Annotated in this window: 18 protein-coding genes; 10 read left to right on the top strand and 8 right to left on the bottom strand. The window is 53.7% G+C overall.

Features of this window, described 5'->3' with window-relative positions:
- Positions 1 to 16: 16 nt before the first annotated feature.
- Together prpE and NMC31_RS12920 are read left to right on the top strand one after the other, a co-directional pair.
- Entirely contained in the window at positions 17 to 1,903 is a 1,887-nt protein-coding gene (gene prpE, locus NMC31_RS12925; protein WP_253898158.1) for a propionate--CoA ligase, read from the top strand.
- A gap of 178 nt (positions 1,904 to 2,081) precedes the next feature.
- Complete coding sequence (locus NMC31_RS12920; protein ID WP_149462741.1) at positions 2,082 to 2,696, top strand: YagU family protein; 615 nt, start codon at positions 2,082 to 2,084, stop codon at positions 2,694 to 2,696.
- A 179-nt stretch (positions 2,697 to 2,875) separates the two neighbouring features.
- Here NMC31_RS12920 and ychF read toward each other — a convergent pair whose 3' ends face one another.
- Together ychF and pth are read right to left on the bottom strand one after the other, a co-directional pair.
- A complete protein-coding gene (ychF, locus tag NMC31_RS12915) occupies positions 2,876 to 3,967 on the bottom strand; it encodes a redox-regulated ATPase YchF (RefSeq protein ID WP_253898157.1) in 1,092 nt (363 codons plus the stop codon).
- 115 nt (positions 3,968 to 4,082) lie between these two features.
- Entirely contained in the window at positions 4,083 to 4,667 is a 585-nt protein-coding gene (gene pth, locus NMC31_RS12910) for an aminoacyl-tRNA hydrolase (RefSeq protein ID WP_253898156.1), read from the bottom strand.
- A 273-nt stretch (positions 4,668 to 4,940) separates the two neighbouring features.
- Between pth and ychH the strand changes: the two genes are divergently transcribed.
- Complete coding sequence (ychH, locus tag NMC31_RS12905) at positions 4,941 to 5,216, top strand: stress-induced protein YchH (protein WP_149462739.1); 276 nt, start codon at positions 4,941 to 4,943, stop codon at positions 5,214 to 5,216.
- Positions 5,217 to 5,255: 39 nt separating this feature from the next.
- On the opposite strand, the gene dauA is transcribed toward ychH, so the two are convergent.
- The 4 genes from dauA to lolB all read right to left on the bottom strand — a co-directional run bounded on the left by dauA (position 5,256) and on the right by lolB (position 9,628).
- Positions 5,256 to 6,938, bottom strand: a complete 1,683-nt coding sequence (gene dauA, locus NMC31_RS12900; protein WP_253898155.1) for a C4-dicarboxylic acid transporter DauA — start codon at positions 6,936 to 6,938, stop codon at positions 5,256 to 5,258.
- Between the two features lie 124 nt (positions 6,939 to 7,062).
- Entirely contained in the window at positions 7,063 to 8,010 is a 948-nt protein-coding gene (prs, locus tag NMC31_RS12895; RefSeq protein WP_003856663.1) for a ribose-phosphate diphosphokinase, read from the bottom strand.
- Positions 8,011 to 8,159: 149 nt separating this feature from the next.
- Positions 8,160 to 9,011 (bottom strand): 4-(cytidine 5'-diphospho)-2-C-methyl-D-erythritol kinase, encoded by an 852-nt coding sequence (gene ispE, locus NMC31_RS12890; RefSeq protein WP_253898154.1) that lies wholly within the window; start codon positions 9,009 to 9,011, stop codon positions 8,160 to 8,162.
- The gene (gene lolB, locus NMC31_RS12885) at positions 9,008 to 9,628 is read right to left on the bottom strand and encodes a lipoprotein insertase outer membrane protein LolB (protein ID WP_149462736.1); all 621 of its coding nucleotides are present in this window, start codon (positions 9,626 to 9,628) and stop codon (positions 9,008 to 9,010) included. Before lolB ends, ispE begins: the two co-directional genes overlap by 4 nt.
- A 233-nt stretch (positions 9,629 to 9,861) precedes the next feature.
- On the opposite strand from lolB, the gene hemA reads away from it, so the two are divergent.
- The 6 genes from hemA (at position 9,862) to kdsA (ending at position 15,246) form a co-directional block, all read left to right on the top strand.
- Positions 9,862 to 11,118, top strand: coding sequence for a glutamyl-tRNA reductase (hemA, locus tag NMC31_RS12880; RefSeq protein WP_108477117.1), 1,257 nt, complete (start codon positions 9,862 to 9,864; stop codon positions 11,116 to 11,118).
- 35 nt (positions 11,119 to 11,153) lie between these two features.
- Positions 11,154 to 12,230: a peptide chain release factor 1 gene (gene prfA, locus NMC31_RS12875; protein WP_253898153.1), complete on the top strand. Its 1,077-nt coding sequence runs from the start codon at positions 11,154 to 11,156 to the stop codon at positions 12,228 to 12,230.
- Positions 12,231 to 12,235: 5 nt separating this feature from the next.
- Entirely contained in the window at positions 12,236 to 13,078 is an 843-nt protein-coding gene (prmC, locus tag NMC31_RS12870; protein WP_253898178.1) for a peptide chain release factor N(5)-glutamine methyltransferase, read from the top strand.
- Positions 13,075 to 13,467, top strand: a complete 393-nt coding sequence (locus tag NMC31_RS12865) for a SirB2 family protein (RefSeq protein WP_253898152.1) — start codon at positions 13,075 to 13,077, stop codon at positions 13,465 to 13,467. The genes prmC and NMC31_RS12865 overlap by 4 nt, the downstream gene beginning before the upstream one ends.
- Before the next feature lie 3 nt (positions 13,468 to 13,470).
- Positions 13,471 to 14,280, top strand: coding sequence for an invasion regulator SirB1 (sirB1, locus tag NMC31_RS12860; protein WP_015964130.1), 810 nt, complete (start codon positions 13,471 to 13,473; stop codon positions 14,278 to 14,280).
- A 111-nt stretch (positions 14,281 to 14,391) separates the two neighbouring features.
- Complete coding sequence (kdsA, locus tag NMC31_RS12855; protein WP_015964131.1) at positions 14,392 to 15,246, top strand: 3-deoxy-8-phosphooctulonate synthase; 855 nt, start codon at positions 14,392 to 14,394, stop codon at positions 15,244 to 15,246.
- Between the two features lie 165 nt (positions 15,247 to 15,411).
- On the opposite strand, the gene NMC31_RS12850 is transcribed toward kdsA, so the two are convergent.
- Positions 15,412 to 15,504 carry a type I toxin-antitoxin system toxin Ldr family protein gene (locus tag NMC31_RS12850; protein ID WP_149462731.1) on the bottom strand — a complete coding sequence of 31 codons (93 nt, stop codon included), beginning with the start codon at positions 15,502 to 15,504 and terminating at the stop codon, positions 15,412 to 15,414.
- 327 nt (positions 15,505 to 15,831) lie between these two features.
- Positions 15,832 to 16,932, bottom strand: a complete 1,101-nt coding sequence (gene chaA, locus NMC31_RS12845; protein ID WP_253898151.1) for a sodium-potassium/proton antiporter ChaA — start codon at positions 16,930 to 16,932, stop codon at positions 15,832 to 15,834.
- A 286-nt stretch (positions 16,933 to 17,218) separates the two neighbouring features.
- Here chaA and chaB point away from each other — a divergent pair, with 286 nt between their 5' ends.
- Positions 17,219 to 17,449, top strand: coding sequence for a putative cation transport regulator ChaB (gene chaB / locus NMC31_RS12840; RefSeq protein ID WP_253898150.1), 231 nt, complete (start codon positions 17,219 to 17,221; stop codon positions 17,447 to 17,449).
- Positions 17,450 to 17,626 lie beyond the last annotated feature (177 nt).

Raw genomic sequence — 17,626 nt, 5'->3', positions numbered from 1 at the left:
TCAGAAGGAGACTTCTATGTCTTATGAGACGTTCTATCAGCGGTCGATTAACGACCCGGAGGCATTCTGGGCCGAGCAGGCCCGGCGCATCGACTGGCAGATGCCGTTTACGCGTACGCTCAACTATGACAATCCACCGTTTGCCCGCTGGTTTTGCGGCGGCACGACCAACCTGTGCCATAACGCTATCGATCGCTGGCTAACGACCCAACCTGAGGCGCTGGCGCTGATTGCCGTGTCGGCGGAAACGGGCGAGGAGCGAACATTTACCTTTCGCGAACTGCACGCCGAAGTGAATCGCACAGCAGCGATGCTGCAAACGCTTGGCGTCTCGCGCGGTGACCGGGTGCTGGTGTATATGCCGATGATCGCCGAAGCGCATATTACGCTGCTGGCCTGCGCCCGCATTGGTGCGATCCACTCAGTTGTGTTTGGCGGTTTCGCCTCGCACAGCCTGGCGGCGCGGATTGATGATGCGCGCCCGGTGCTGATCGTCTCAGCGGATGGCGGATCGCGCGCCGGGAAAGTGATCCCTTACAAAAAGTTGCTCGACGATGCGATTTCGCTCGCAGAACATCCGCCGCAACGGGTGCTGCTGGTTGACCGTGGGCTGGCACCGATGCAGCGCGTAGCTGAGCGTGATGCCGATTACGCGATACTGCGTGAGCAGCATCTTGATGCCCGGGTGCCGGTTGTCTGGCTGGAGGCGAGTGAAACCTCCTGCATTCTTTATACCTCTGGCACGACGGGAAAACCGAAAGGCGTTCAGCGCGATGTCGGCGGTTATGCCGTGGCGCTGGCGACGACGATGGCGACGATTTTTGGCGGTAAAGCGGGCGGCGTGTTCTTCTGCACCTCCGATATCGGCTGGGTGGTGGGGCATTCGTATATCGTTTATGCGCCGCTGCTGGCGGGGATGGCGACAGTGGTTTTTGAAGGCACGCCGACCTGGCCGGATTGCAGCGTCTGGTGGAAAATCGTTGAAAAATATCAGGTCAGCCGGATGTTCTCCGCGCCGACTGCCATTCGCGTGCTGAAGAAATTCCCCACCGCGCAAATACGCAATCATGATATTTCATCGCTGGAAGTCCTGTATCTCGCCGGAGAACCGCTGGATGAACCGACCGCCAGTTGGGTGACCGAAACGCTGGGCATCCCGGTCATCGACAACTACTGGCAGACTGAATCTGGCTGGCCAATTATGGCTATCGCCCGCGAGTTGAGCGATCGCCCGACACGCCTCGGCAGCCCTGGCGTGCCGATGTTTGGCTATCACGTCAAACTGCTCAATGAACATACCGGGCAGCCATGCGGTGCGAATGAAAAGGGCATGGTCGTGATTGAAGGGCCGCTACCGCCGGGCTGTATTCAGACCATCTGGGGCAATGATGAGCGTTTTGTGAATACCTACTGGTCACTGTTCGAGCGCCCGGTATACGCGACTTTTGACTGGGGCATTCGGGATGAGGACGGCTATTACTTTATCCTTGGGCGCACGGACGACGTGATCAACATCGCCGGGCATCGGCTCGGGACGCGCGAAATTGAAGAGAGCATCTCGGGCTACGGTAACGTCGCGGAAGTGGCGGTGGTCGGCGTGAAGGATGCGGTGAAAGGGCAGGTAGCCGTGGCGTTTGTTATCCCCAAACAGGGCGACAGCCTGCTGTTGCGCGATGTGGCGCAGGAGGAAGAACAGGCTATCCAGCATCGGGTGGATGACCAGATTGGTCACTTCGGGCGACCGGCGCGGATTTACTTTGTTTCACAGTTGCCGAAAACGCGATCCGGCAAAATGCTCAGGCGCGCGATGCAGGCGATTTGTGAGGGGAGAGACCCGGGGGATCTTACGACGATTGAGGACCCGAATGCATTGGTGGAGATCAGGCGGGCACTGGGGGAATAGGGTTAGTTTGCGAAAAATCCACGTGGTGGCGTGGATTTTTTACAGTGAGATTTTCCCTCGGTCTGACGTGCAATATCTGAAAGTAGACAAGAAGCTCTATACATATCTTTACAGTTAAGAAGTTTTAGGAATACTATCTTAAGATGAGATTAATACGATCACTTTCAATGGAAGAAATATGAATATATTTGAACAGACTCCACCAAACCGTAGACGTTATGGCCTCGCTGCTTTTATCGGTTTGATTGCCGGTATCGTGTCAGCATTCGTGAAATGGGGGGCTGAGGTGCCATTACCTCCACGCAGTCCTGTTGATATATTCAATGCTGCGTGTGGCCCTGAATCATTAATTAGAGCGGCGGGGCAAATTGATTGCTCACGCAATTTCCTTAATCCTCCTTATGTTTTTCTTCGTGACTGGGTGGGGCTTGCGGATCCTAATGCGGCAGTTTATACCTTCGCCGGTCATGTATTTAACTGGGTTGGTGTCACGCATATTATCTTTTCAATTGTATTCGCTTTGGGCTACTGCGTCGTTGCTGAAGTTTTCCCGAAAATTAAACTCTGGCAGGGGTTATTGGCTGGTGCATTAGCGCAGCTTTTTGTGCATATGATCTCTTTCCCATTAATGGGGCTGACTCCTCCATTGTTTGATCTTCCCTGGTATGAAAATGTCTCTGAAATTTTTGGGCATTTAATCTGGTTCTGGTCTATTGAAATTATCCGTAGAGACCTGCGTAACCGAATAACGCACGAGCCTGATCCGGAAATTCCGCTCGGCACTACTCGCTAATACGTTTCTCAAAATGAAAAACTGGCGTTGAAAAGGCGCCAGTTTCCTTAAAGCACGGCTAATGTTAAACCTCAATGTTGCGCTGTCACTTTTCTCGCTCAGCCGCAAACAAAAAAATCCACGCAAATGCGTGGATTTTTTATTGTGTTCATTGAGACCAACAGGCCTGACAAACCACCTTACACGTTAAACAAGAAGTTCATCACATCGCCATCTTTCACGATGTACTCTTTCCCTTCTGCACGCATTTTACCGGCTTCTTTCGCGCCTTGTTCACCCTTGTAGGTGATGAAGTCTTCAAACGCGATAGTCTGGGCGCGGATGAAGCCTTTTTCGAAGTCGGTGTGGATTTTACCGGCAGCCTGCGGTGCGGTCGCGCCGACAGGAATGGTCCACGCGCGCACTTCTTTCACGCCTGCGGTGAAGTAAGTTTGCAGATTCAGTAGGGCGTAACCGGCGCGAATCACGCGGTTCAGACCTGGCTCTTCAAGTCCCAGTTCCTGCATAAATTCGTCACGCTCTTCATCGTCGAGTTCGGCGATATCAGATTCAACGGCAGCACACACCGGAACCACCACGGAACCTTCGGCGGCGGCGATTTCGCGTACTTTGTCCAGGTATGGGTTGTTCTCGAAACCGTCTTCATTGACGTTAGCGATGTACATGGTTGGCTTCAGGGTGAGGAAGCTCAGGTAGCGGATGGCGGCCTTGTCTTCTTCTGTGAGATCCAGCGCGCGCAGCATACCGGCGTTTTCCAGTTGCGGCAGGCATTTTTCCAGTGCAGCCAGTTCAGCTTTCGCGTCTTTATCGCCGCCTTTGGCTTTCTTCTGCACGCGGTGGATAGCGCGTTCGCAGGTATCAAGGTCAGAGAGCGCCAGTTCGGTGTTGATGACGTCGATATCTTCTGCCGGATCAACTTTGCCAGAAACGTGGATGATATTGTCGTTTTCGAAGCAACGAACGACGTGGCCAATGGCTTCGGTTTCGCGGATGTTGGTCAGGAACTGGTTACCCAGACCTTCACCTTTGGACGCGCCTTTTACCAGGCCTGCGATGTCCACGAATTCCATGGTGGTTGGCAGGATGCGCTGCGGTTTAACGATTTCAGCCAGCTGGTCCAGACGCGGGTCGGGCATGGGTACAACACCGGTGTTCGGCTCAATGGTACAGAACGGGAAGTTCGCCGCTTCAATACCTGCTTTCGTGAGCGCATTGAACAGGGTGGATTTGCCCACGTTAGGCAAACCGACGATACCGCATTTAAATCCCATGTTTAAATCACCTTAATCTTTTGATAATCAACCTGTTATTGATAACAGGTATCAGAAAAGTAAATAACTCTGCCTATTATACACGGCATGCGGAAAAAATGCCGCAGTTCAACGGTTATTGCGCCTTAAAGGCGTGCAAACGGTTGGTGGCTTTGGTTAAGCCATCCTTCAGCCAGATCTCGGTACAGCGCGCCGCTTCGTCTACCGCTTCGTCGATTAGCTTCTGTTCAGAAGCCTGCGGTTTGCCGAGAACGAAACCGACAACTTTGTTTTTATCCCCCGGATGGCCAATTCCGATGCGTAAGCGATGAAAATTGGGGTTATTGCCCAGTTTGCTGATGATATCTTTAAGCCCATTATGGCCGCCATGACCACCACCCAGCTTAAACTTTGCGACGCCTGGAGCCAGGTCGAGCTCATCGTGCGCCACCAGAATTTCATCCGGATTAATACGATAGAACGTCGCCAGCGCGGCAACCGCTTTTCCACTCAGGTTCATAAAAGTGGTGGGGACCAGCAGGCGCACATCTTCACCCGCCAGATTAATGCGCGAGGTGTAGCCAAAAAATTTACTTTCTTCTTTCAGCGGCGCACGGGCGCGCTCCGCCAGCAAATCGACATACCAGGCACCCGCGTTATGGCGCGTCGCAGCATACTCTGCGCCGGGGTTAGCCAGGCCGACAATCAGTTTAATCGTCACGTTATTATTCCTGAACAGGTCGTATTTCTGGCGCGTAGTTTACGTGGTGATCGCGCACTTGACAAAAATAAGCGCCCAAAGGGGCAAAAACCGAATAGTTCATTCGAGTGACCATTTGGACTTGATGTAATTCAGTAACTTAAATGTAAAGTTTTGTTGCGTTAATGTTCGTAATTGCGATCGCCATCGCACAAATTGCCAAAAGTGGTGTCTATACTTTACACACAAGGAGAAGGGATATTTCCCTTAAGCCCAAAAGCTCGGAGGTGACATATGAAACGTAAAAACGCTTCGTTACTCGGTAATGTGCTCATGGGTCTGGGCCTGGTCGTAATGGTGGTCGGCGTCGGCTATTCTATTTTAAACCAGTTGCCACAGTTCAATTTGCCACAGTTTTTCGCGCACGGTGCTGTCTTAAGCATCTTTATTGGCGCAATCCTCTGGCTTGCCGGGGCGCGTGTCGGGGGACACGAACAGGTCTGCGACAAATACTGGTGGGTACGCCACTATGATAAACGTTGTCGCCGGGACAAACGCACCAGTCACTGATATCTGACGAAAAAAATGGCTCCCGCAGGAGCCATTTTGCTATTTGATATCGTCCAGCGCCGCTTCTTTATTCGGGAAGAAGGTCAGGCGGCCCGGAATCGGTTTAATTCCGGCGCGTGCCATCGTGCGCAGCGGCTGGAATTCCATATTTGACACTCGCAGTTCACATCCTTCCGGTAGCTTACTCACAAATCGCTGGAACGCATCCAGCCCACCTGCATCGAGCACCGGTACGGCATCCCACTTCAGCACTACGATACGCTTGCCTTCGATACGTGATTCAAGGTCAGTAAACAGATTTTCGGCAGCGGCAAAGAACAGCGGGCCAATCACGCGTAGCACCAGCACGTCATCCGGTACATCCACATTGACCGGTGACAGGCGGGTCATTTGCGCGATACGGCGCATAAACAGCAGCGATGCGAGTACAATCCCCACGCTAATGGCGATAACCATATCGAACAGTACCGTTAGCGACATACAGATAAGCATCACGATGATGTCATCTTTCGGCGCGCGGCGAAGCAGGTTAACCACTTTATGCGCTTCACTCATGTTCCAGGCCACCATCAGCAGCAGTGCGGCCATTGCCGAAAGCGGCAGCCAGGAGAGCAGTGGCGCGAGGATCAGCAGCGCCAGAATAACCAGGACCGCGTGGATGACCGCAGAAACCGGTGAAGTCGCCCCGGCACGCACGTTGGCGGCGGAACGGGCAATGGCGGCGGTCGCGGTGATGCCACCAAAGAACGGCGCGGCAATATTTCCCAGACCCTGACCAATCAGCTCACTGTTGGCTTTGTGTTTGGTGCCGGTCATGCCGTCCAGCACCACGGCGCAGAGCAGCGATTCAATTGCTCCTAACATAGCCATGGAGAACGCGGCGGGTAGCAGAGCGCGCAGCGATGCCCAGCTCAGTGTGAAGTCGGAGCCCGGCATATCCCATGGCAGCACCAGTTGCGGTAGCAGTTGCGGAATACCGTTACCCTGCGAGCCGTCCGCCAGCACGTAGTGGAACTGAGAGCCAATGGTGGCGACGTGGCCGCCCAGCATATTAACAATAAACATCACCACGCAGCCTGCAATCAGCGCGGGCAGGTGACCCGGCAGGCGAATGCCAAGGCGAGGCCAGAAAATAAGCGTGCCGAGGGTGACGATACCAATCGCAGCATCGCCCATATTGATGGTCGGCAGCGCCATCACCAGCGCCCCGACTTTTTGCAGATAATGTTCCGGCACGTGCGTCAGTTGCAGGCCAAGGAAGTCTTTAATCTGCATCGTCCCGATGGTGATACCAATACCGGAGGTAAAGCCCAGCGTGACGGAGAGGGGAATGTATTCAATTAAGCGGCCAAAACGCGCAAGGCCAAAAAGAATCAAAAATACCCCGGACATCAACGTGGCGACCAGCAACCCGGCAAGGCCAAACTGTTGTGATACAGGGTAAAGAATGACGACAAAGGCGGCCGTCGGCCCGGAGACGCTAAAGCGTGAGCCCCCGGTCAGGGCGATAACAATCCCCGCAACGGCAGACGTATACAGACCATACTGCGGAGCGACGCCGCTGCCGATCGCCAGCGCCATCGCCAGCGGGATAGCAATAATACCGACAGTGATCCCGGCGATAACGTCGCGAGTAAAGCGGGATACGGTGTACTTCTCTTTCCAGCACGCGTCGATGAGAGCGCGGAAAGGCATCACCTGTGAGGAGAAGATCTTATTCACAATAATGTTTCATCCGTGAGCGCATCATCTGTCATGTGAATGGCAGGTGAAGGAGGCATAGGTCATACAAATAGTTACTATAGACAAAAAAACCCGCCGCAGCGGGTTTTTTAACCAGGCTCGATTAATGCTCGAACATGGCGGAAATGGATTCTTCGTTGCTGATACGACGAATCGCTTCGGCCAACATCCCGGACAGCGTCAGTGTACGAACGTTAGGCAGCGCTTTGATTTCATCCGACAGCGGGATGGTATCGCAGACGACCACTTCGTCGATGACTGAATTGCGCAGGTTGTTTACCGCATTGCCAGAGAAGATCGGGTGGGTTGCGTAAGCGAATACGCGTTTTGCACCACGCTCTTTCAGGGCTTCAGCTGCTTTGCACAGTGTGCCGCCGGTATCGATCATGTCGTCAACCAGAACGCAGTCACGGCCAGCAACGTCACCGATGATGTGCATCACCTGAGAAACGTTCGCACGCGGGCGGCGTTTGTCGATGATAGCCATGTCGGTATCGTTAAGCAGTTTAGCGATGGCGCGAGCACGAACAACGCCGCCGATATCCGGGGAAACCACAATCGGGTTGTCCAGATTCAGTTGCAGCATATCTTCGAGCAGGATTGGGCTACCGAATACGTTATCTACCGGTACGTCGAAGAAGCCCTGAATCTGTTCAGCATGCAGGTCAACGGTCAGTACGCGGTCAACGCCGACGCTGGACAAGAAGTCAGCGACAACTTTTGCCGTAATTGGCACACGCGCGGAACGCACACGGCGGTCCTGACGGGCATAACCAAAGTAAGGGATAACGGCTGTGATACGGCCTGCGGAAGCACGACGCAGAGCATCAACCATAACAACCAATTCCATCAGGTTGTCGTTGGTGGGAGCACAAGTGGACTGGATGATGAAAATATCACCACCGCGTACATTTTCGTTAATTTGTACGCTGACTTCACCATCGCTAAAACGACCGACAGCGGCGTCGCCAAGAGAAGTGTACAGGCGGTTGGCAATACGTTGTGCTAGTTCCGGGGTGGCGTTACCAGCAAAAAGCTTCATATCAGGCACGAGAAGAACCTCAGGCATGCGTCCATTGGTGGAAAGAATCAGCCAAAAACTGTGCGGGCCAGGCTATATTCTTCCCAGGCGGTGTATTAAAGAGCGCGATGCAACGTCTGGAACAGGGTGACGTTGTCACCGAAACTCAGCTTGCCCGGCTAAAGCATGGATTGATGGAGTGGAGAGAGGTTTACACCCTTAGCCACAAAGCCATTAAACCATTCCGGGGCTTGCTCCAGCACCTGACGAGCAGCGAGTTCTGTGTCAAATTCAGCAAAAACACAGGCCCCTGTGCCAGTCAGGCGCGACGGCGCGTATTCTAACAGCCAGGAAAGCACCTCATCAACCTCGCGAAAACGTTTTCTTGCGATAACCTCGCAATCATTGCCAAATTCACATTTTAATAACGTGTCTATTGACCTTTTTGGCGTATTTCGGGGCAAGTCAGGATCGTTAAAAATCACCGGCGTGGGAATGCTGACGCCAGGATGAACCACCAGGTACCATTTTTCAGCCACATTTATCGGCGTGAGCTGCTCGCCAACGCCTTCGGCAAAGGCGGCGTGGCCGCGAACGAAGACCGGCACATCGGCGCCCAGCGTTAAGCCAATCGCTGCCAGCTCATCTTCCGATAAACCACACTGCCAGAGCTGATTCAGGGCGACCAGTACCGTAGCGGCGTTAGACGAACCACCGCCCAGGCCACCGCCCATCGGCAGCCGCTTTTCGATACTGATGTCGGCGCCGCTGCCTTTTGGCAGGCGCTGCGTTTGCGCCGCCGCTTTCATCAGCAGACGCGCGGCACGTACAATCAAATTCTCTTCGTCCGGCACGCCCTCAAGCGGCGTTAACAGGCGTAGTTGCCCATCCTGACGCGGTTCGATGGTTAACGTATCGCCGTAGTCAAGAAACTGAAACAGGGTCTGCAACTCATGATAACCGTCAGCGCGTTGCCCGGTGATATATAAGAACAGGTTCAGCTTTGCGGGAGAGGGCCAACGGGTCATCATTTCACGATCCAGTTATCCATTTTCAGCTTGATGCGCTGGGAACCTTCGGTCAATTCCATATTCGCAGGCAGCGCCGGTTTCTGGTCGTTATAGCCGCCGTACACCACTTTCCAGGTTTTGCCGTTTTGCGTGTAATTCACTTCGCGCAGGCGATACTGGTCGTCAAGTTTGTAATCGGTCGCGTCGCCTGGCAGGCCTAAAATCCACTGACGCAGGCTGTTAAGCGGAATCGGCATACCGGTGAGCTTGCCAATCATCTCTTCGCCGTCCACGTCGGTGTAGGTTTTGCCCTGGTTATCGACTAACTGCGCCGAGCCTGGCTGCGCGGTGAGCGACAGTTCGGTACTGCCCAGCGGGTTAGTCAGCAGCAGTCGGTAATGATCCTGACCGGTCTGCTGCCAGAAGAAGCGTGCATAAACTTTTTGTTCATCAGAGAGATAGGCGAATGCGCCGCGGGTTTGATACTGGTTCAGCTTGCGAATTTCCTGCTGATGCTCACGCCACTGAGGCGAGTCCGGGCTTTTCCCCGGGCCTTGTGGTGTCGTGGTCACACAGGCGGTTAGAACGAGGCTTGCCAGCGGCAGCAGACGAATCAGGCGAAAGTCAGACAGGGTCATGATAATGACAATCCTTGCGATAGGTAGCAGTTATAACCCTTAATGCTAGCGTCGCGGCGAAGCAGCGTCTACGCTCAAGTTGTCTTAAATCATTAAATTATCTTGGCTAACCGTTTGTTCACAAGGTGAGCGATGGCACTACCCCAAAAGGGGAGCGTCTCTTTTATTGATCTCGCGCATCCTGTATGATGCGCTCAGACTAACCTTATCAACGCTGGTACTACTCCCGCAACATGACCCTTTTAGCGCTTGGCATCAACCACAAAACAGCTCCGGTAGCGCTGCGAGAACGTGTTTCGTTTTCGCCGGATACGCTTGACCAGGCGCTGCAGAGCCTGCTGGCTCAGCCAATGGTGCAGGGGGGCGTGGTGTTGTCGACCTGTAACCGCACCGAGCTATATCTGAGTGTGGAAGAGCAGGACAACCTACACGACGCCATCGTGCGCTGGTTATGCGACTACCATCAGTTGAACGAAACCGAGCTACGTGAAAGCCTGTACTGGCATCAGGATAATGATGCCGTCAGCCACCTGATGCGCGTGGCCAGCGGCCTCGATTCGCTGGTGCTGGGCGAGCCGCAAATTCTCGGACAGGTTAAGAAAGCTTTCGCGGATTCCGCGCAGGGGCATCTGCATGCCAGCGAACTGGAGCGCATGTTCCAGAAATCGTTCTCGGTCGCCAAACGGGTGCGCACCGAAACCGATATCGGCGCCAGTGCGGTGTCTGTGGCATTTGCGGCCTGTACACTGGCGCGACAGATTTTTGAATCACTTTCTACCGTTACCGTGTTGCTGGTTGGCGCAGGCGAAACCATTGAACTGGTGGCGCGTCATCTGCGTGAACATCACGTCAAGAAAATGCTGATTGCTAACCGTACCCGCGAACGTGCGCAGGTACTGGCGCAGGAAGTGGGCGCGGAAGTGATTGCTTTAAGCGACGTCGATGAGCGCTTAAAAGACGCGGATATCATCATCAGTTCTACCGCCAGCCCGCTGCCGATTATCGGTAAAGGGATGGTCGAGCGTGCATTAAAAGCCCGCCGTAATCAGCCAATGCTGCTGGTGGATATCGCCGTACCGCGTGACGTCGAGCCCGAAGTGGGCAAACTGGCGAACGCCTATCTGTACAGCGTGGATGATTTGCAAAACATCATTCAGCACAACCTTGCCCAGCGCAAAGCCGCTGCGGTGCAGGCTGAAACCATTGTTGAGCAGGAAACCAGCGAATTTATGGCCTGGCTGCGCGCGCAAAGCGCCAGCGATGTCATTCGCGAATACCGTTCACAGGCCGAAATGGCGCGTGAAGAGCTCACCGCAAAAGCGCTCGCTGCGCTGGAGCAGGGCGGCGACGCCCAGGCTATTTTGCAGGACCTGTCGCGTAAGCTGACCAACCGCCTGATCCACGCCCCAACCAAATCTCTTCAGCAGGCCGCCCGTGACGGGGATGATGAACGCCTGCATATTCTGCGCAACAGCCTCGGGCTGGAGTAGCACAACTCTTTTTATTACAAGGTGCATTTACGCCAATGAAGCCTTCTATTGTTGCCAAACTGGAAGCTCTGTACGAGCGCCATGAAGAAGTTCAGGCGCTGCTGGGCGATGCGGAGACTATCGCCGATCAGGAGCGATTCCGGGCGCTGTCGCGTGAGTATGCGCAACTGAGCGACGTTTCACGCTGTTTTACTGACTGGCGTCAGGTTCAGGACGATATTGAAACCGCCCAGATGATGCTGGACGACCCGGAAATGCGCGAAATGGCGCAGGAAGAATTACAGGACGCCAAAGCGCGGGAAGAGGAGCTGGAACAACAGCTTCAGGTTCTGCTGCTGCCGCGCGACCCGGATGACGAACGTAACGCCTATGTTGAAGTGCGTGCCGGTACCGGCGGCGACGAAGCTGCGCTGTTTGCGGGTGATCTCTTCCGGATGTACAGCCGCTATGCAGAAGCGCGCCGCTGGCGTGTGGAAATCATGAGCGCCAACGAAGGCGAGCATGGCGGATTTAAAGAAGTGATCGCCAAAATCAGCGGCGAAGGCGTGTATGGCCGTCTGAAATTTGAATCTGGCGGGCACCGCGTGCAGCGTGTTCCGGCAACGGAATCGCAAGGGCGTATCCACACTTCGGCGTGTACCGTTGCGGTGATGCCGGAGCTACCGGAAGCCGAGCTGCCCGATATCAACCCGTCAGAGCTGCGTATCGATACTTTCCGTTCCTCAGGCGCGGGCGGTCAGCACGTTAACACCACCGACTCGGCAATCCGTATTACCCACTTGCCAACCGGTATTGTGGTGGAGTGTCAGGACGAACGTTCGCAGCACAAAAACAAAGCCAAAGCGCTGTCCGTGCTGGGTTCGCGTATTCGTGCCGCTGAAATGGCCAAACGCCAGCAGGCGGAAGCGTCCACGCGTCGTAACCTGCTGGGTACGGGCGATCGTAGCGACCGTAACCGTACCTATAACTTCCCGCAGGGGCGCGTGACCGATCACCGTATTAACCTGACGCTCTACCGTCTGGATGAAGTGATGGAAGGCAAACTGGACATGCTGATCGAACCTATCGTTCAGGAATATCAGGCTGACCAGCTTGCGGCGCTATCTGACTAGGAATGATGAGTTACCAACAGTGGCTGAAACAGGCAATTGCACGGCTGCGGGAGAGCGAAAGCCCGCGCCGTGATGCCGAGATCCTGCTCGGGCACGTCACCGGCAAAACGCGAACGTTTATCATGGCGTTTGACGAAACAGTATTAACGCCCGCCGAACTGGCGCCCCTTGATGCGCTGCTGACGCGCCGCGAGCGCGGTGAACCGATCGCGCATTTAGTGGGTATGCGCGAATTCTGGTCGCTGCCGCTGGCGGTGTCTCCCGTCACCCTGATTCCTCGCCCGGACACCGAATGTCTGGTCGAGCAGGCGTTAGCTCGCTTGCCTGGAGAACCCTGTGAGATCCTCGATTTAGGCACCGGCACTGGCGCGATAGCACTGGCCATCGCCAGTGAAAGACCGGATTGCCGTGTGACGGCTGTCGATTTTATCGCCGATGCCGTCGCCCTGGCGCAGCAGAACGCGCAAACGCTGGGCATAGACAACGCTACCTTTCTGCAAAGTGATTGGTTCAGCGCACTGGCCGGGCGACAGTTCGCCATGATCGTCAGTAATCCTCCCTATATTGATGAACAGGATCCGCATCTCTCTCAGGGCGATGTCCGCTTCGAACCAAAAACGGCGTTGGTTGCCGCCAATGAAGGGCTTGCCGATCTCGCGCATATTATCCGTGAAGGCCGACAGGCGTTGTTGCCGGGTGGCATCATGCTACTGGAACATGGTTGGACGCAGGGTGACGCGGTACGTCACCTGTTTACCGACGCAGGTTATCTTCAGGCGCAAACCTGCAAGGATTACGGTGGAAACGATCGTCTGACGCTTGCCATCTGGCCAGGAGCCGCGCAATGAGCCTGTTTAGCGTTATTCTGCCGATACACGTCGTCAGTGCTATCTTTTCGGTCGCACTATTTGCGCTACGCTACTGGTGGACGTGGAACAATGATTCACGTCTGAAATTGCGTTGGGTGCGTATATTACCGCACACTATTGATAGCGTGCTGCTGCTGAGCGGTATCACGCTGATGGTAATGGCCCATGTTTATCCATTCACCCCACAAGGTACGTGGCTGACGGAGAAACTGTTTGGCGTTATCATCTACATCGTTTTGGGTTTTGTTGCGCTCGGACGTCGCTGTCCGCGCAGTCAGCAGCGAGGCTTTATTGCCTTTCTACTGGGGCTGGTGGTGTTGTGCATCATCGTTAAACTCGCCATCACTAAAGTTCCGTTGTTGGGGTAAGGTATGAAGTCATTGGCTGATTTTGAATTTAATAAAGCGCCGCTGTGCGAAGGCATGGTCCTGGTGTCAGAGTTAATCCGTGATGATTTCCCGACACAGCGCGTAAATGAGCAACTGGAGTGCCTGCTGGCGCTGGCGCAGGAGGAGATCAGCCCTTCCTGGACGCTGACCCGGCAGATGGAGCGCTTGATTGAACTCTTCTACCACGAATGGCATTTCAGCGATTCCAAAGGCGTGTACCGTCTTTCGGACGCGCTATGGCTGGATCAAGTATTGAAAAATCGCCAGGGCAGCGCCGTCTCGCTTGGCGCAATTATGCTTTGGCTCGCCGAGCGCCTTTCCATTCCCGTGGTACCGGTGATTTTCCCGACGCAGCTGCTGCTGCGGGCGGATGTCGACAACGAAGAGTTATGGCTCATCAATCCGTTTAACGGCGATACGCTGGATGAACACACGCTGGAAGTGTGGCTGAAAGGCAATATCAGCCCAATGGCTGAACTGTTTAATGAAGATCTCGATGAAGCCGATAACGCAGAAGTGATCCGCAAACTTTTGGATACGCTGAAATCGGCATTAATGGAAGAGCAGCAGATGGAACTGGCGCTGCGTACCAGTGAAGCGCTGTTGCAGTTTAATCCGGAAGATCCGTATGAAATTCGCGATCGCGGGCTTATCTATGCTCAACTTGAATGTGAGCATATTGCATTGAATGACCTGAGTTATTTCGTCGAACAGTGCCCGGAAGATCCGATTAGCGAGATGATTCGCGCGCAGATAAACACTATCGCGCAAAAACAAATTACCCTTCACTAAAATCCAGGGATTCCGGTTATACTCGCGGGCAATTATGTAACGTCATTATTGGCAGGACTGCCTGGACGCATCCCGAGATAACTGGAGTATTTACCCTAATAAGGCGATCTTATGAAACAGAAAGTGGTCAGTATTGGTGATATCAACGTAGCAAACGACTTGCCGTTCGTGCTGTTTGGCGGCATGAACGTGCTGGAATCGCGCGACCTGGCAATGCGCATCTGTGAGCACTACGTTACCGTTACCCAGAAACTGGGTATCCCTTACGTCTTCAAAGCGTCGTTTGATAAAGCTAACCGTTCCTCCATTCACTCTTACCGTGGCCCGGGCCTGGAAGAGGGGATGAAAATTTTCCAGGAATTGAAACAGACCTTCGGCGTAAAAATCATTACCGACGTACATGAAGCCAGCCAGGCGCAGCCGGTTGCCGACGTGGTGGACGTGATTCAGCTGCCTGCATTCCTCGCTCGCCAGACCGATCTGGTGGAAGCGATGGCGAAAACGGGTGCGGTTATCAACGTCAAAAAACCGCAGTTCGTCAGCCCGGGTCAGATGGGCAACATCGTCGATAAGTTCATCGAAGGCGGCAACGACAAAGTGATCCTCTGCGATCGCGGCGCGAACTTCGGTTACGACAACCTGGTCGTTGATATGCTGGGCTTTGGCGTGATGAAAAAAGCGTCTAACAACTCTCCGGTTATTTTCGACGTTACCCATGCGCTGCAGTGCCGCGACCCGTTTGGCGCAGCCTCTGGCGGTCGCCGCGCGCAGGTCGCTGAACTGGCACGCGCCGGTATGGCGGTCGGTATCGCCGGTCTGTTTATCGAAGCGCATCCGGATCCGGACCACGCTCGCTGCGACGGCCCGTCCGCGCTGCCGCTGGATAAACTGGAACCTTTCCTGAAGCAGATGAAAGCGATCGACGACCTGGTGAAAGGGTTCGACGAGCTGGATACCAGCAAGTAATCACGCTGTACTGCATTTTATCGAAGCCTTACCGTTGTGCGGTAAGGCTTTTTTGTTTCTGGCACGAACAAAAAAGGCCGCAGGCGATTACCCCTGCGGCCTGTTTCGGGCGCATGTTGTCATCACGACAGCCTGACGCCCGCCTTCACGTTACTTCCTGTTACGCTACCAGCCAACAATCGCTGCGGTGATAATACCCGCAAGAATTGGGGCTGCCAGGTCGTGCCAGAACATCACGCTAAACTGCACGAGCGTCATATAGCCGCCTATTGTCATGACAACGTTTCGCGGCTATTCTTGACTTGTCTGGGTTCAAGATTAGCCCCCGTAATGTTGTCAGGTTTACGCCTTACAACGTGCGGGGGTTTTCTCTTTCCAGCAACCAACGCCGCCGGGGATCAAGCCCCCGCAACATTGCGCCTCACCGGAAGAGTCCGGCTTGGTGCGGATTCTACGTCGCCTGCTTTATATTCTTCACTGGCGAAATACGGACGCTGCGTGACGTCTTCCGATCTTTCGTCATTTTTGCAGCCGTTTCGGTCGCATTCTCGCTGATGGTCGCAATTACGGCTGCCGACATGCTTATCAGGCGAATATGGTCATCAGATAGGCGGCAAACAGCGCCAGATGCGCGGCTCCGTTCAGCACATTGGTACGCCCTGTGGAGAACGAGATATGGCACAGCACCAACGAGGCGACCATCACGATCATTTCTGGCGCGCCGAGACCAAACACCAGTTCATTGCCCGTCATCCAGGCGATCAGCGTCACGACCGGAACGGTCAGTGAAATGGTGGCCAGCACGGAACCAAAGAACAGGTTCATCGCACGCTGCACCTGATTATTCAGTACCGCTTTCAGCGCACCCAGGCCTTCAGGAGAGAGAATCAACAGAGCCACCAGGAAACCGGTAAATGCGACAGGCGCATTCATTGTGGTGAGCAGCGTCTCCAGCGGGTTAGCGTTCATCTTGGTGACCGCAATAACGGCAATCAGATGCACAATCAGCCAGGCAGCGTGCCAGGCGTTACTGTGAGCGGACGGTTTACCGTGGTGCGGGTCATCGTCGTCGCCATCGTCTTCATGTTCGTACACAAACAGGCTCTGGTGCGTTTTGGTCTGAATCAGCAGAAACACGCCGTACATCGCGGCAGAAATCAGCGCCACCAGCAGAGATTGACCGATAGTGAAATTCGCTTCAGGCAGCGCCATCGGGAACACCAGTACGATAATCGCCAGCGGGAAGAGGGCAATCAGATACTGTTTGATGCCGAACAGATTGACGTACTGCGTCGCAAATTTGCGCCCACCCAGCAATAGCGAGAAGCCTACCAGGCCGCCGGTCACAATCATAATGATGGAGTAGAGCGTGTCGCGCATCAGCGTAGGGGCGGCATCGCCCGTCGCCATCAGTGCGGAAATCAGGCTCACTTCCAGAATGACCACGGAAAGACTTAAGATAAGCGAACCGTAGGGTTCGCCGAGGCGATGCGCCAGCACGTCGGCGTGGCGAACAACACTAAATGCGCTGCTGAGAATACCGATAAGCGCCAGGATATTAATCCCGACAACAACTGGCAATGATTGACTACTTCCCCAGAAGAACAATATTGCCAGTGCAATAACCGGGAAAATGAGAGAAGTCTCCTTATGGCGGGTTTTTACCGCCTCTTGTACATGCGTCATGTCCATCTCCGTTAGTGCAGGTGTTTATAATTATATACTTAGAATATTTCTAATCGTCACAGCATAAGTCTATAAATTAACAGATTGTGGCTTATATATAACGATTTTTTACTAAAGTTTACCCTGATTGATAACTTTTATATGAAGCTATTGAAAAGTGTTGTTATGTTATTTTATCCATTAATTAACATCATGTTATGTGTTGAAGGTGAGTAATATTCTTAATTAAGTTTTGTCTGCGGTTCAGTGAGCCATACTTATCATGAAGCCACTAACAGGAGGACTTATGCCCTATAACAGCAAATCTGATTTACCCGACAGTGTGCAACATGTTTTGCCAGCTCACGCCCAGGAGATATACAAAGAAGCCTTTAACAGTGCGTGGGAACAATACAAAGATAAATCTGACCGTCGGGACGATGCCTCCCGCGAGGAGACTGCTCACCGTGTGGCCTGGGCCGCAGTGAAACATGAGTATGAAAAAGGTGACGATGACAAATGGCATAAAAAGAAATAGGCCAATAGCACGATTATCCTAAAGCCCTTTGTCACGGTTTAATACTCTTGCCGTCAGATGCGCAATTGCATATTGCTTAATAAAGCTGGATAATATTTAAGCAATAAAAACTCAGGGAAAGGCAAATGCAGATGAGAATTTGCCTGGTTCGCTATTAGCCAAAACCAGAGGTCTGAA

It is taken from the genome of Pseudocitrobacter vendiensis (genome assembly GCF_943590815.1).
Classification (GTDB): Bacteria; Pseudomonadota; Gammaproteobacteria; order Enterobacterales; family Enterobacteriaceae; genus Pseudocitrobacter; species Pseudocitrobacter vendiensis.
This window is presented reverse-complemented; position numbering and strand designations above follow the sequence as displayed.

Excerpts from the sequence above, each read along its gene's own strand:
- prpE (WP_253898158.1), top strand. The coding sequence starts at position 17 with ATGTCTTATGAGACGTTCTATCAGCGGTCGATTAACGACCCGGAGGCA.
- NMC31_RS12920 (WP_149462741.1), top strand. The coding sequence starts at position 2,082 with ATGAATATATTTGAACAGACTCCACCAAACCGTAGACGTTATGGCCTC.
- ychF (WP_253898157.1), bottom strand. The coding sequence starts at position 3,967 with ATGGGATTTAAATGCGGTATCGTCGGTTTGCCTAACGTGGGCAAATCC.
- ychH (WP_149462739.1), top strand. The coding sequence starts at position 4,941 with ATGAAACGTAAAAACGCTTCGTTACTCGGTAATGTGCTCATGGGTCTG.
- ispE (WP_253898154.1), bottom strand. The coding sequence starts at position 9,011 with ATGATGACCCGTTGGCCCTCTCCCGCAAAGCTGAACCTGTTCTTATAT.
- lolB (WP_149462736.1), bottom strand. The coding sequence starts at position 9,628 with ATGACCCTGTCTGACTTTCGCCTGATTCGTCTGCTGCCGCTGGCAAGC.
- hemA (WP_108477117.1), top strand. The coding sequence starts at position 9,862 with ATGACCCTTTTAGCGCTTGGCATCAACCACAAAACAGCTCCGGTAGCG.
- prfA (WP_253898153.1), top strand. The coding sequence starts at position 11,154 with ATGAAGCCTTCTATTGTTGCCAAACTGGAAGCTCTGTACGAGCGCCAT.
- prmC (WP_253898178.1), top strand. The coding sequence starts at position 12,236 with ATGAGTTACCAACAGTGGCTGAAACAGGCAATTGCACGGCTGCGGGAG.
- NMC31_RS12865 (WP_253898152.1), top strand. The coding sequence starts at position 13,075 with ATGAGCCTGTTTAGCGTTATTCTGCCGATACACGTCGTCAGTGCTATC.
- sirB1 (WP_015964130.1), top strand. The coding sequence starts at position 13,471 with ATGAAGTCATTGGCTGATTTTGAATTTAATAAAGCGCCGCTGTGCGAA.
- kdsA (WP_015964131.1), top strand. The coding sequence starts at position 14,392 with ATGAAACAGAAAGTGGTCAGTATTGGTGATATCAACGTAGCAAACGAC.
- NMC31_RS12850 (WP_149462731.1), bottom strand. The coding sequence starts at position 15,504 with ATGACGCTCGTGCAGTTTAGCGTGATGTTCTGGCACGACCTGGCAGCC.
- chaA (WP_253898151.1), bottom strand. The coding sequence starts at position 16,932 with ATGACGCATGTACAAGAGGCGGTAAAAACCCGCCATAAGGAGACTTCT.
- chaB (WP_253898150.1), top strand. The coding sequence starts at position 17,219 with ATGCCCTATAACAGCAAATCTGATTTACCCGACAGTGTGCAACATGTT.